General features: G+C 62.3%; 10 protein-coding genes. 3 read left to right on the top strand and 7 right to left on the bottom strand.

Features of this window, described 5'->3' with window-relative positions; all coding sequences use genetic code 11:
• From FX982_RS21295 to FX982_RS21275, 5 genes are all read right to left on the bottom strand, one after another.
• The gene (locus FX982_RS21295; protein WP_172612472.1) at window positions 1-1,941 is read right to left on the bottom strand and encodes an extracellular solute-binding protein; all 1,941 of its coding nucleotides are present in this window, start codon (window positions 1,939-1,941) and stop codon (window positions 1-3) included.
• A 60-nt stretch (window positions 1,942-2,001) separates the two neighbouring features.
• The gene (locus FX982_RS21290; protein WP_172612471.1) at window positions 2,002-4,740 is read right to left on the bottom strand and encodes a TonB-dependent receptor; all 2,739 of its coding nucleotides are present in this window, start codon (window positions 4,738-4,740) and stop codon (window positions 2,002-2,004) included.
• A 216-nt stretch (window positions 4,741-4,956) separates the two neighbouring features.
• Complete coding sequence (locus tag FX982_RS21285; protein ID WP_172612470.1) at window positions 4,957-5,358, bottom strand: ExbD/TolR family protein; 402 nt, start codon at window positions 5,356-5,358, stop codon at window positions 4,957-4,959.
• On the bottom strand, window positions 5,358-6,065 hold the full coding sequence (locus FX982_RS21280) for a MotA/TolQ/ExbB proton channel family protein (protein WP_172612468.1): 708 nt from the start codon (window positions 6,063-6,065) through the stop codon (window positions 5,358-5,360). Before FX982_RS21280 ends, FX982_RS21285 begins: the two co-directional genes overlap by 1 nt.
• 52 nt (window positions 6,066-6,117) lie before the next feature.
• Complete coding sequence (locus FX982_RS21275) at window positions 6,118-6,978, bottom strand: energy transducer TonB (RefSeq protein ID WP_172612466.1); 861 nt, start codon at window positions 6,976-6,978, stop codon at window positions 6,118-6,120.
• Window positions 6,979-8,176: 1,198 nt separating this feature from the next.
• On the opposite strand from FX982_RS21275, the gene FX982_RS21270 reads away from it, so the two are divergent.
• The gene (locus tag FX982_RS21270) at window positions 8,177-9,292 is read left to right on the top strand and encodes a DUF2817 domain-containing protein (RefSeq protein ID WP_172612465.1); all 1,116 of its coding nucleotides are present in this window, start codon (window positions 8,177-8,179) and stop codon (window positions 9,290-9,292) included.
• A gap of 72 nt (window positions 9,293-9,364) precedes the next feature.
• Here the strand turns inward: FX982_RS21270 and FX982_RS21265 are convergent, their stop codons facing one another.
• Window positions 9,365-10,207 (bottom strand): NAD-dependent protein deacetylase, encoded by an 843-nt coding sequence (locus FX982_RS21265; RefSeq protein WP_172612463.1) that lies wholly within the window; start codon window positions 10,205-10,207, stop codon window positions 9,365-9,367.
• Window positions 10,208-10,440: 233 nt separating this feature from the next.
• Window positions 10,441-11,265: an HDOD domain-containing protein gene (locus FX982_RS21260; RefSeq protein WP_254074845.1), complete on the bottom strand. Its 825-nt coding sequence runs from the start codon at window positions 11,263-11,265 to the stop codon at window positions 10,441-10,443.
• Window positions 11,266-11,545: 280 nt separating this feature from the next.
• Here FX982_RS21260 and FX982_RS21255 point away from each other — a divergent pair, with 280 nt between their 5' ends.
• Both FX982_RS21255 and FX982_RS21250 read left to right on the top strand, forming a co-directional pair.
• The gene (locus FX982_RS21255; RefSeq protein ID WP_172613133.1) at window positions 11,546-12,565 is read left to right on the top strand and encodes a branched-chain amino acid aminotransferase; all 1,020 of its coding nucleotides are present in this window, start codon (window positions 11,546-11,548) and stop codon (window positions 12,563-12,565) included.
• Between the two features lie 229 nt (window positions 12,566-12,794).
• A complete protein-coding gene (locus FX982_RS21250) occupies window positions 12,795-14,036 on the top strand; it encodes a serine hydrolase domain-containing protein (RefSeq protein ID WP_172612460.1) in 1,242 nt (413 codons plus the stop codon).
• Window positions 14,037-14,077 lie beyond the last annotated feature (41 nt).

Genomic DNA, 14,077 nt, shown 5'->3' with positions numbered 1-14,077 from the left:
TCACTGGCCCTCCGCTATCGGTGCAGCATGGGTATTCGCGACGCTGCTCTGCGGCGCCGGACGCGCGGCCATTTGCACGTCGGTCAGCGGCACCCGGCTGACTTCCCACCAGCTTTCCAGGCCGACGTCGTAGATCGGCTCGATCGCCGGCTTGCCAAAGCGGTTGGCATAGACCACCGGTGTGCCCTGGGAGTAGTAGTTCGGAATCATGTAGAAACCCCAGAGCAGGACCCGATCCAGCGCCCGCGCGTAATGCAGCATGTCGTTGCGGTTATTGGACGCGACCAGGCCGTCGATCAGGCGGTCGATCGCGGGGTTGCGCAGCACCATGGCGTTGGAGCTGCCGACTTGCCGGGCGCTCTGCGAGCCGAACAGGTTGTACAGCTCGCGGCCGGGGGAGAGGATCGGATTGCCGTTGCTGGGCAGGGTGACCACGATCATGTCGTAGTCCCGCGCGTTCAATCGGTTCATGTACTGCGCCGAGTCCACGCGACGAAAATTCAGGGTGATGCCGATCTGCGCGAGCACGCGCTTGTACGGCAGCACCAGCCGTTCGAAACCGCCCTGGCCGTCGAGGAAGGAAAACTCCAGCGGCTGACCGGCGGCGTTCACCAGCCGGTTGTTTTTCGCGTGCCAGCCGGCATCTGCCAACAGCTTCAGGGCCTTGAGCTGCTTGTCGCGGATGTAGCCGCTGCCGTCAGTCTTCGGTGCGCGCCAGACCTGATTGAAGACTTCGTCCGGCACCTGCCCGCGCAAGGGCTCGAGAATGCTCAGCTCCTGGGCGTCGGGCAGCTCGGTGGCAGCCATTTCGCTTTTCGGGAAGTAGGTTTGTTCGCGCACATAGAAGTTGCGCATGATCTGGCCGTTGACCCATTCGAAATCCCAGAGCATCGCCAGGGCTTCCCGCACGCGCCGGTCCTGGAACATCGGCTTGTCGAGATTGAACACGAAGCCCTGACCGGCCACCGGGCGGCGCTTGGCCAGAATGGTCTTTCGCAGACGGCCGTCCTGCAGGCTCGGCGCGGTGTAGCCGACGACATAGCCGGCCGAGGAGAACTCGCGGTTGTAATCAAAGTTGCCGGCCTGGACCAACTGACGGGCCACGTCGACATCGCCATAGAAATTCACCGTCAGCGCGTCGAAGTTGTAGAGCCCACGGCTGACCGGCAGGTCTTTGCCCCACCAGTCCTTGACCCGCTCGAAGCTGACGCTGCGCCCGGCGTCGACCCGCGAGACCCGGTACGGCCCGCTGCCCAACGGCGGTTCGAAGCCGCCGCCCTTGGTGAAGTCGCGGGTCTTCCACCAGTGCTCGGGCAGGATGCGAAGGCTGGCGAGGTCCAGGGCGAGGGTGCGGTTGGTGCCGGTCTTGAAATCGAAGCGGATCTGCCCCGGCGCTTCGATGACCGCGTCCTTGACGTCGGCGTAGAGCGGTCGATAGCTGAAGCTGCCCTTGGTGATCAGGGTTTGCCAGGTGTAGCGCACGTCTTCGGCGGTGATCGGCGTGCCGTCATCGAAGCGCGCCTTGGGGTTCAGGTAGAAGCGCACCCAGAGGTTGTCGGGGTCGCGTTCCATCTTCTCGGCGACCAGCCCGTACACGGTGTAGGGCTCGTCCAGTGAGCGGTAGGCCAGTGGCGCATACACCCACGTATCGATCTGGCTCACGGAAATCCCCTGGTCTACGTAGGGCGTGAGGTAGTTGAACTGGCCGATCTCCTCGGACGCGCGGCTCATTGAACCGCCTTTGGGCGCGTCGGGGTCGACGTAATCAAAGTGCTGGAAATCAGCGGCGTATTTCGGCGCTTCACCATAAACGGTCAGCGCGTGCACCGGTGCGGCGAAAACCTGAGGAGCGCCGGACAGCAGCGAAGTAAAAAACAGCACCGTGTACAGCAGTGCCACGCCCGGCAAGCGGCGTGGCAAGGAAAAGGGGGTGGCAGACATGCGGACAATCCTTGTGAGCAGCCCGACGCGCCGCAGGAGTGGCGCGTCGGGCATTAGCGCTTAGAAGTGATACGTCGCCCGCGCAAACAGCGTGCGGCCCAGTGGATCGGCGTAACGAGGGTCATAGCCGGACTGGAAGTTGTAGGCCTGGTTGGTGAACGGCGGGTCGCGGTCGAACAGGTTGCGTACGCCGGCATCGACGTCCAGCACCTTCTCGAAGGTGTGGCCCACCGACAGGTCCCACAGCGAGTACGACGGTACGGTGCCGTTGGTGCTGCGGTCGTAGTCGTTGTAGCCGCTGGTGAAGCGGTTGGTCAGGGAGGCACGGCTGTCGCCGAGGGTCCAGCTGCCGATCAGCACGTGTTTCCAGCGCGCGATCACGCCATCACCCTGGAAGTCGCCGACCTTGTCGGTGTACGGACCGTCGATGATGTTCTGGAAGTCGTAGCGATTGACGTACGTACCGGTCAGCCCCAGACCGAACTGGCCATACGGCGTGTTCGGGAAGCGGTAGTCCAGGGTCACGTCGACACCGTTGGTCTTGACGATGCCCAGGTTGGAGTTGCCCGTCACGATGTTGGCGATGGAGCCGTCGGCGTTGCGGATAATGCGGTCGCCATACAGATCCGACTGGTCGAACACAGTGGATTCAGGAAACGACTGGATCTGGTTGGAGATGTGAATCCACCAGAAATCCAGGCCCATGGAGAGGTTGTTCATCGGTTGATAAACGAAGCCCAGGGTCACGTTGCGGGCTTTCTCCGGGGACAGGCTCGCGTTGCCGCCGCTGCGGTTGAGGAACTGCTGATTACAGTCCCGCCCGGCCTGACCGCCCGGTTGTACGGTACCGCCCGCGCAAAGCGTCGGGTCATCGTAGTAACCCTGGCTGTAGGCCAGGCTTTGCGGGGCATACAGCTCATACAGCGACGGCGCGCGGAAGCCTTCGCTGTACGCACCGCGCATGACCAGCTCTTTGAACGGCTGGAAGCGGAACGAGTATTTCGGATTGGTGGTGCTGCCGAAGTCGCTGTATTTGTCGTGCCGCACGGCGGCCGTCAGTTCCAGGCTGTCGATGACGGGGACGTTGAGCTCGGCGTATTCGGCCTTGACGGTGCGATCGCCGGACACCGAGCCTGCCGAATCGAGGCCCAGGCTGTTGATGTCGTCGACGAAGTCTTCGTAGTTCTGGTGCAGCTTTTCCTTGCGGTATTCGCCGCCCAGGGCCAGGCCGGATTCGCCGGCACCGAACCAGTTGCCGATCTCGCGGCTAATACGTCCATCCACCCCGTAGACACGGCCAACGGCGGTGGAGTATTCGCCGTGGTACGCGGCGTCGTCGATGAACTGCTGACCCGCCGCCGATTGCGGGCCGAACGGGTTGAGCAGACCGCTGGCCAGGCCCGCCTTGAGGGCGGAGTCACTGACATAGCCCGAGGTCACGCTGGACACGACCTTGCTCTGGTTGTAGTTGGCGCCGAGGTTGTAATCCCAGCCGCCGACGGTGCCGTCGAAGGTCAGCAGCAGGCGCTGGTTGGTGTTCTGGTCCTTGCTGCCACGGGGGCCGGCGGCCGTTTCACGCCAGGCGGTATCCACCGGCTGGGTCGGGTCGAGGGCAAAATTGTTCGGGCCGGGTGTGATGCCGTTGCCCGGGTAGTAGGGCGACGACGGGTCGATGCTCAGGCCGGTCAACGGCGCCGGGCCGATGCTGGTGGCGTTGTTGTTGCGCGCAAAGAAGTATTCGAGGCTGACGTTGTGGTCTTCGGCCAGCTTGCCGGTGGCGCGACCGAAGAACGAGGTCTTCTCGGTCTGCGGCACCAGGTCGATGTAATCGCGGGTGCTGAACCGGCACAGCCCGTTCACGCTCACCAGGCCCGGTCCGGCGCAGTTCGGCGCGAGGGGGTTGCTGCTGTTGTTGCCCTGATAGTAGTTGCCAGGGTACGCCGTGCCGGAGGTCTGATTGAGGCCACGGCCCGGGACGTAATCCTTATCGAAAGAGCGGTCGTTGGCGTCGAGGTTCTGCTGCTTGTTGTAGTTGAACACGCCCATGACGTTGAAACGGTCTTCGTCCAGGTCACCGAAACCCCAGCTGGCGCTGACATCCTTGCTGGCGCCGCCGCCGCTGGCGGTCGGGGTGTCGCCGCCGAGGCTCAGGGTGCCGTCGGTCAGCGACTTCTTGGTGATGAAGTTGATCACCCCGCCGATGGCGTCGGTGCCGTACAGCGCCGAGGCACCGTCGCGCAGCACTTCGATGCGGTCGATGGCGGCGAACGGAATCATGTTCAGGTCGATGGCGCTGCCGTTGGGCGTGCCGACGCCGGACAAGGCGTTGTTGGCCAGACGGCGGCCGTTGAGCAGGATCAGGGTTTTGTTGGCGCCGATGCCGCGCATGTCGGCATAGGACGCGCCGCCGGTGGAGGCGCCGACCGAGCCTGCGCTGTTCATCATCGACTGACTGCCGGTGATGCGCTGGACCATCTGTTCGGTGGTGGTCACGCCCTGTTTCTTCAGCTCGTCGGCGCGCAGGATGGTCACCGGCACGGCGGTTTCCGCATCGGCCCGGCGCACCGCCGAACCAGTCACTTCCACCCGTTTGAGCTGGGTGGTCGCCGGCGCGGCAGCCACCGCTGCAGCGGGCACAGCGGCTTCACTGCCGGTCGCGGCCTCGGCTGCGCTGTCCGTGCTGTCGGCGCCATAGGCCGGGCTCATGCCGACCGCCAGTGCGCAAATCAGCGCACGAGGGTGGCGTTGTACGGCAACAACAAGGGGCTTGAGGGTAAAACCGGGAAAGCTCATCAGCATGGTAGTTTCCGACTTAGTCCAGATGTTATTGAAATGGCCTTGTGAGCCCTCGTTGCTCCGACGCGGTGGTAGCGGTCGGGAATTTCCTTATTTCAAGCAAGCCGCTCCCCTCCGGGGCAAAAACCCGGACGGCGGTGAATCGGGAGTAGGGTGAGCAGCACCGCAGCGGGTGCGGCGTCTGCTTCAAGTGCAGATCAACGGCGGGTCATGGGCCAATCATTTCGAGGTCATCACTGAAATTTTGGTGATGCCCGAGCGCTCGATCGACGCCATCGCCTTGGCGACCTGGCCGTAGTTGACGTTGGTGTCGGCCTGCAATTGCACGCGCACCTCCGGGTCCTTGGCCTTGACGTCCTTGAGGCTGATCTCCAGGGATTCCGGCGCGACTTCGGATTTGGCCAGGTAGAACTTGCCGTCCTGGTCGACGCTGACCACCACCGGGTCTTTTTTGTCAGCGGCGGCGACGGCGTCGGTTTTCGGCAGGTTGACCTTGATCGCGTTGGTCATCAGTGGCGCGGTGACGATGAACACCACCAGCAGCACGAGCATCACGTCCACCAGCGGCGTGACGTTCATTTCGCTGAGCACTTCATCGCTGTCTTGGGTGGAGAACGACATCAGCTCGCCTCCCGCACAGCCTGGCTGTGTTTGCTGGCGATGGCCTGACGGTTGATGCTAAAGGCGCTGCGCTGGGCGAGGGCGTCGAAATCGTGGGCGAAATCATCCATGTCGGCGACGGCGAGCTTGAGGCGGCGTAGGAAGAAGTTGTAGATCAGCACTGCCGGGACCGCGACGGCGATGCCGACCCCGGTGGCAATCAGGGCGTGACCGATGGGGCCGGCCACGGTTTCCAGGCTCGCCGAACCGCTGGCGCCGATGCTTTGCAGTGCTTCCATGATCCCCCAGACCGTCCCGAACAGGCCGATGAACGGCGCCGTGCTGCCGATACTGGCGAGGATGGCCTGACCGGCTTCAAGTGCGCGGCGTTCTTTCTGGATCTGCTGGCGCAGGTTGCGTTCCAGGCGGTCGGAGCGGTTGATGGTGTGGGCGAGCTGCTGGGTGTTGCGCGGTGTTTCGTCGACCGCCATGGCTTCGAATCCGCTGTTGGCGATCCGCGCCAGTGATCCCGGGTACTGGCTGGAATGCTCGGCGGCGGTGAGCAGATCCGGCGCTGCCCAGAACGCTTTGGCGAACTGTTTGTTCTGGGTCTTTAAGCGCAAGTACTGTGCGGATTTGATCAGCAGCAGCCCCCAGCTCAGCACCGAAAACACCACCAGCGCCCAGAGTACGCCGGGGACAATCATCGAAGAGATCGATTCGTTCATGGTTACACCTCACCCGCTATATAAAGAGTTGTTGTTGATGGGCTGACCGGGTTCATTCGGGCAGCTTGAAGTCGATGGTTTGCGTTGCGAAGCCTTCGATCGGGGTGTCACCGCGCTTGGCCGGAACAAACTTCCAGTTGCGCACCGTCTCTACCGCCGCATCGTCCAGCACCTGTTTGCCGCTGGATTTGGTCACCTCGACCGTGCCGGCACGGCCGTTGGGCAGCACCTTGATGCGCAGGATCACGCGGCCTTCCATGCCTTTGCGCAGCGCCGCGCCGGGGTATTCCGGTGGCGGGTTGCCCAGGCTGGCGAGCCCGGAAATCGCCGCCGATTCCTTGACCGGTGCCGCCGGGGCCGCAGCAGGCGCTGGCGGTGCGGGGGATGGCGACGGTGTGGCGGGCGCAGGCGGGCTCGGCGTAGCCGGTGCAGCAGGCGCAGGCGGTGTCGGCTTTTTCACCGGTTCGGGTTTCTTCACCGGCTTGGGCTTCTCGACCTTGGGTTTTTCCACCGGCTTCTCGACAGGCTTCTCCACCGGTTTCGGCGGCGGCTTGACCGCGTCGGGGTCCTCGACCGGTTGCTCCGGTTCAGGGGGCGGCGGGGGCGGTGGCGGCGGTTCAGGTGGAGGCGGCGGTGGCGGCGGCTCCGGGGTCGGCGGTGTCGGGCTGGTCAATTCCACGGTCATCTCGGGCACTTGCGGCGCAACTTCCGGGACGTCGGCTTTTGCAGTCTGCATATACCACCAGATAGCGCCGTGAATAAGGACCGAGGCGGCAATCAATATCAACACGTGCGTCCGGCTTAGTTCACCCGGACGCGATGTGTTTTCCTTGAAAGGAATACGCGGCCAGGCCATGGACAGTGCGTCCGGCGCCGGGTCAGGTATGGCTTTCGCTTTTACCGCGTCATTCATTAAAGCTCCCTCGGGTCGTTGAAGGGCAATAAGGGTCCGTTCAAACAAGTTGCCCTGTTTGAAGTTGACGTCCGTGCTGTCGCAAGCACGAGGCCTGGGAGAACAGGTCTCTAAAGAACCACTCTTATAAGTGCTGTGGCAGCGTGAGCTATGGAGACGACATTGCAGTTCCCTGATTGCTTGTTGAGTACGAAGAAGTGCGTCTTTGTTTCAGCGTCACTGGCTAACGAACATCGCTATTGCAACCGCTATGCCAGTGCAGGGCTCTAGCCAGCGGTTTCTGGCTTGTACAGGGACGATGTCGCATTCCTGTAACTTTTTAGCGAATTTCGTCAGGGGTGGGTCTGTTCACTCTATGGAAGCAGGGTAAGTTGCCGAACCATGGGACGAACCTATCCACTCAGGTTCACCGCGAGCTTGCAAGGTGACCTGTTCCGATTCAATCAGATGTGCGTTGCACCAAACTTGAGTAAGTGGGTGCAAGTTGGTGCGTGAGTGCTTAGGTGATCATTGTGGTAAGTCCTGAAAGTGTGACTTGTCAGTCATAGGGTGAAGGGTTGTTAACAGTGGCGCACACTTTCTGAAAATGATCACTGATCGTTTTTAGTGTGTGTGGATCAACAGCAATTCCTCCTGCTCGTTATTTAAAACGTTATTTGCGCGGGCGCATCTGTGCCGAAAAAGGACAATAAAAAGTGGCGGCCGGATCACTATAAAAGCGACAGCCATTGAAACGAAAAAAATGTTGGGCACTGCAGCAAATTAATGCTGGGTTTCAGCCGGAACGCTGAAGGGAGATGGGACGGACGGCAGGCTCGCTGACAGAGGGGGGCAGCGGAAAAGGAAAGGTGCGGCGTTGGCGTGTGGGGTATGAAGGGCGCATGTCTGGCACGAATCGAATTCCTTATCGACGGACGCCAGACTTCTGGTCGGCGTCCTGCACTGTTTCGGACGGGGTAGTGTCCGGTTCCTGCACACGGGTGCGGGGTTCGCACCGTTCGGCAGCATAGACTTGCGGCAGCTTGGGCTGGACGCTAGGCATTTCGTGGTACTGACGTTCCACTCAAGAATTACTAGAAAGAAGTGTGCCAAAACGTGTCCGGTTGTAACATTTCTGACGCAGTGTCTCTTCTTCGTGGCGTTCGGCCTGCCTGGTACGGGCCTGGACGCGCGGTGTCACCCCCTTTGGAGCGCATTCATGAGCCACCTGTTTCCTGATCGTCCGGGCTATCGCCAGCTTCGCGAGCGCTTCATTGCGGCAGCGACCACTGCGGGTGCGCGGTTGAGCGAATACGCCCATCCGCTGGCCGGGCCTTTTGGCGAGACGCTGGCCACGGACGTCGCCTGGCTCGGCGATCCGCAGGCGCGGCGGGTGTTGGTGGCGTTGAGCGGCACCCACGGCGTCGAGGGCTATTACGGTTCCGATTGCCAGAGCCGCTGGCTGGAAGATTTTGATCCACGCGCATTGCCCGAGGGCGTGGCGATCCTGATGATTCACCTGATCAACCCCTGGGGAACGGCGTGGATGCGCCGGGTCAACGAGGACAACCTCGATCAGAACCGCAACTACCTGGACTTCAGCCGACCATTGCCGGACAACCGTGCCTATGGCGACGTCCACCGCATTTATGCCTGCGAGGAGCTGCGCGGGCCAAAGCGCGACCAGGCGGATGCGCAGTTTCAGGCCGCGATCGATGCGCTGGGCTGGGCAGGGTTGATGTCCGTAGTGGAAGCGGGGCAGTACGCATTCCCCGATGGGTTGTTTTTCGGCGGCAGCGAGCCGAGCTGGTCCAATCGCACGCTGCGCAGCATCGTCGGGGAGTACTTGCAGGATGCCGAGGTGGTGGCCTGCTTTGACCTGCACACCGGCGCGGGGGATTACGGTCATCCGATGCTGATGAGCATCGTCGAGTCAGCCTACCCCGCGCTGGAGGACGCCAGGGCGTTGTTCGGGCCCTGGTTGTTCACGCTGATCACCGGCGCCAATCGGATCAGCGCAACCGGTGTCGCGGCGACCTCCACCGGATACACCTCGCAGATGCTCCCCGACGCGCTGCCGGGCGTGCACTTAATGCCGTTTGTCATCGAGTGCGGCACGTACCCGGGGGCGGCGGTGCATGGGCATTTGCGTGATGATCACTGGCTGCACCTGCACGGCGATCCGCTGGACGAGACAGGGCGGCGGATCAAGCAAGGGCTGCTGGAGCAGTTCTATCCGGCGGACCCGGACTGGCAGGAGGTGGCGTGGGTCAGGACGCGGCAGGTGTGGAACAGGGCGTTGGCGGCGTTGCCGGGTATTCGCGCTACCCGATGACAGATCGAGCCATGTAGGAGTGAGCTTGCTCGCGAAAGGGCCCTCTCTGCACACGGAGATACGGAAGACTCATCAGGCTCTCAACAGCCGCTGCGCCAAGGCTGGCAGTAGCACCTCGCACGATGCTTCGATCTTGAGATCCAGCAGATCATCGGCCCGTGTTTTCCCCAGATTGATGGCGATCAGCGGTTTGCCCTGATCTTTGATCGTGCGGCACAGGCGAAACGCCGAAAACGCCATCAGCGACGACCCCACCACCAACAGGCCCTGAGCGTCTTCCACGCGCTGCATGGCCTTGGCTGCAGTGGGTGGCGCCACGTTCTCACCGAAAAACACCACGTCAGGTTTCAGGCGCTCACCGCCACAGTGGGGGCAGTGGGGCACCTGGAAGCGTTCTTCGAAGGCGCGGTCGAGCAAAGTGTCGCCATCAGGCGCCTGCACCGCATCGACGCCGGCCAGGTAAGGGTTTTGCTCGACGAGGGTCAGCTGAACGATGTCCCGCTCGGTGCGCTGGCGGCAGTCCAGGCACAGCACCCAATGCAGGCTGCCGTGCAATTCCACCACGTCATGACTGCCGGCCTGATCGTGCAAGGAGTCGACGTTCTGGGTGATGACGCCGCTGATGAGATCGCGCTGCTGCAAGCGGGCAATCGCCTCGTGGGCGGGGTTGGGTTGCGCGGCGCGAACCCGGGGCCAGCCGAGCATCGCCCGGGCCCAGTAACGACGCCTGGCCTCGGGCGCATTGAGGAATTCCTGAAACATCATGGGCTGCCGACCCCGACGCACGCCCTCGCTGTCGCGGTAATCCGGAATCCCGGAAGACGTGCTGATCCCGGCGCCGGTCAGCACGACGAAGGAGCGGTCTTGCATCCAGTGCAGCAGGGTGTCGACATGGGTATCGGGTACATCAGGCATGCACAGGTCCTCAAGCGCGGCTGTGCGCTGATACTAGTAGGACCGGCTTCAGCGGGGAAGGGGCCTGAGTGAGCACCATCGGTTTTGCAGTGTGACGCCTGACGCTTTCCCGGCTGAAGCCAGTCCTGCAGGTTGACCGCGTTGTGTCAGTCGGTCCGCGGTCAATGTGTGGGACCGTCTTCAGTCGGGAAGGGGCCGGTGTAAGCACTATCAATCTCCAACCCGGACCTTAACTAGCTCAACAACTCCGCAAACGCCTTGTCATCCTCGAGCACCTTCGGCAGCTCCGCGAACACCGCATCCAGATCAACCCCCTCCAGCAACGGGCCATCCACTTCCTGCTTCGCCTGCGCGGTGGCGCCACCGTGGTTTTCCAGCGCGGCAGAAATAGTCAGTGCCTGAGCAACAATCCGTGGCTGGGTTGCGTCCCCCGGCGCCTGCATCGGCCGCGCCTGATAGGCGATGGCGTTCTGGATGACCGCCGGCAGTCCCCAGCGCCGTGCCAGTTCGGCGCCGACTTCCGGGTAACCAAAACCCAACTGCAACGTTTCAATCGCCGCACGCCCGGTCGTACCGGTCTTGGTCACGCTGTTGATGCGCTCGGCAACGGCGGGCGCACCGGTCTGGATCAACAACTCGCCGATGTCGTGCATAACCCCGCAAGTGAAGGCGATTTCCCCATCGGCGCCGGACTTTTTCGCCAGCAAACGGCAGATCCCTGCCACTTGAAAGCTCTTCAGCCAGAAACCCTTCAAATCAAAACTGGGTCCTGCCTTGAAGGCGCCGGTCACCGCCGACGCCAGCACCAGCGTGCGCAGGGTATTGAAGCCCAGGCGCATGGCTGCGTCCTCGATGCTCGACGATTCCCGTGCCCCGCGAAAGCGCGCGGAGTTGGCCAGCCGCAGGATTTTCGCCGCGATCACCGGGTCCTTTTCGATATTGCCAGCGATACTGCCCAAGTCCGACGACGGGCTGTCGAACTGTTTGATCAGGTCCTGCGCCACCTTGGGAATGCTGGGAAGACTGCTCAAATCGGCAAATAACTGATCGATACCCATGGGTGCTGCTCCTGTCTCGGACGATTTACACACCATAGGCAACATTGGCGAAACTGCACGGGTCCGCCAGCGGTTTTGCTACAGACGGCACAAACACCAACGCTTGGGGCGGGCCCCGGCGGATCTTTTTCAGCTCATCTGCCGGCGAGGCGGTTTGCGCGGAGAAAAATCAGTAATATGGCGACACACCGGAACGGGTCGCGTCCTGCTCCGGGCCTTATCGATGAAACGCCAGACGCCGGACACTCCCGGCCGCGCTGGCCTGGACATAGAGGGTGTCATGGGTAACGAAAGCATTAACTGGGACAAGCTCGGCTTCGACTACATCAAGACCGACAAACGCTACCTGGCTCACTGGCGCGATGGCGCGTGGGACCAAGGCACCCTGACCGAAGACAACGTGCTACACATCAGCGAAGGCTCCACCGCGCTGCATTACGGCCAGCAATGCTTTGAAGGCCTCAAGGCCTATCGCGCCAAAGACGGCTCGATCAACCTGTTCCGCCCCTACCAGAACGCCGCGCGCATGCAGCGCAGTTGCAGCCGCCTGCTGATGCCCCATGTGCCCACCGAGCAGTTCATCGAAGCGTGCAAGCAAGTGGTCCGCGCCAACGAGCGTTTCATCCCGCCTTATGGCACCGGCGGCGCGTTGTACCTGCGCCCGTTCGTGATCGGTGTCGGCGACAACATCGGCGTGCGCGCTGCGCCCGAGTTCATTTTCTCGGTGTTCTGCATCCCGGTGGGCCCGTACTTCAAGGGCGGCATGAAACCGCACAACTTCGTCATCTCCAGCTATGACCGCGCTGCGCCACAAGGCACCGGCGCTGCCAAAGTCGGCGGCAACTATGCGGCGAGCATGATGCCGGGCGCCGAGGCCAAGAAAGCCAACTTCGCTGACGCCATTTACCTTGATCCGTTGACCCACACGAAGATCGAAGAAGTCGGCTCGGCCAACTTTTTCGGCATCACCCACGACGACCAGTTCATCACGCCGAAATCGCCCTCCGTGCTGCCGGGCATCACCCGCCTGTCGCTGATTGAACTGGCGCAAAGCCGTCTGGGCCTGAAGGTCACCGAAGGCGAGGTGTTCATCGACAAGCTCGACCTGTTCAAGGAAGCGGGCGCGTGCGGCACCGCGGCGGTGATCACCCCGATCGGCGGCATCAGCTACAAAGACAAACTGCACGTGTTCCACAGCGAAACCGACGTCGGTCCCGTGACCCAGCGCCTGTACAAAGAGCTGACCGGCATTCAGTCCGGCGACATCGAAGGCCCGGCGGGCTGGATCGTCAAGGTCTGATCCGACGCGTTCTGCAAGCCTGAAAACCACCGCTTTCGTGCGGTGGTTTTTTTTCGCCCTCGCTTCGCTCACGTACGTCATCGCAGATGTCAGGGTATGAAATCAGTGAACTGATCGCCCGGTGCAACGCCGGTGGGTGGGCTATGGTTGGAGCGGGCGCGTGCTTTCAGCAGCACCGGCTTAGCCGGGAATTCAGCGTCCTTTAACGACGACAAAAAAAGGATACGTCATGCACTCACCCGTCTTTCGTCCTGCCGCCTTCAGCCGGCCGCTGGCCCTGTCCGTCAGTTTGCTGGCCGCCGTGTCCGTGTCCACCGTGTGGGCCGACGACTATCCCCACGCCCAGGAGCCCATCGGCACGGTCGAGCAGATCTACGACGGCGCCATGCTCCCGGACCTGGCGGTCAGCACCTATCGCAATATCGGCCGGCTGTTTCCCACCCACACCATCAAGGCCGGCGAACACCCCTATGCGCTGCCCAAGTCAGACCGTCAACTGCCCAACGTGCGCTTCACCGTCGAGGGCAAAAAGTACGACCTGTACGACTTCGTGGCGCTGGACAGCATTACCGCGATGCTGGTGATCAAGGACGGCAAGATCGTCTTCGAGACGTATCAGCGCGGCAACACCGAGAAAACCCGCTGGATGTCGATGTCGATGGCCAAATCCATCACCTCGACCCTGACGGCGGCGGCGATCAGAGATGGCTTGATCAAGGGCCTCGACGGCCAGGTGGTGGATTACGTGCCGGCCCTCAAAGGCAGCGCCTATGAAGGGGTGACCGTGCGCAACGTGCTGATGATGTCGTCGGGGGTGAAGTGGAACGAAACCTACACCGATCCGGCGTCGGACCGCAGGGCCTTGCTCAAGGCGCAGATTTCCCAGCGGCCTCACTCGGCCATGACGCTGATGGCGAGCCTGCCGCGCGCTGCCGAGCCCGGCACGGTGAACAACTACAGCACCGGCGAAACCCAGGTCCTTGGCGAGATTGTGCGGGGTGCGGTGAAGATGCCGCTGGCCGAGTACCTGTCGAAGAAGATCTGGCAGCCGTTCGGCATGGAAAGCGACGCGACGTGGTGGCTGGACTCGCCTGACGGCGTGGAGATCGGCGGCAGCGGTATCAGCGCGACGCTGCGGGATTACGGACGCTTCGGGCTGTTTTTCATGAACGACGGCAAGATCAACGGTACCTCGATTCTGCCGGACGGCTGGGTCGGTGAAGCGACGCGGCCGACCACCCTCAAGGGCGGCAAGAGCCTGGATTACGGCTACATGTGGTGGACCGCGTGGACCGCCCCCTCGGTGAAGGACGGCGCCTATTCGGCGGTCGGCATTCAGGGCCAGAACATTTACGTCAACCCGGCCAATAACGTCGTGATCGTCACCTTCGGCGCCCAACCCAAGCCGGTGGACAAAGAGCCCCTCGACCCGATGGCGTTCTTCGATGCGGTGGTCGCGGCGTTGAAGTGAATCCAGGCATGACAGGTTCCACCGGTCCGCTGGCTTTACGC

Origin of the sequence: Pseudomonas graminis, assembly GCF_013201545.1 — a bacterium.
Taxonomy (GTDB): Bacteria; Pseudomonadota; Gammaproteobacteria; order Pseudomonadales; family Pseudomonadaceae; genus Aquipseudomonas.
Note: the sequence above shows the minus strand (reverse complement) of the source record. Positions and strands in the feature narration are given on the sequence as shown.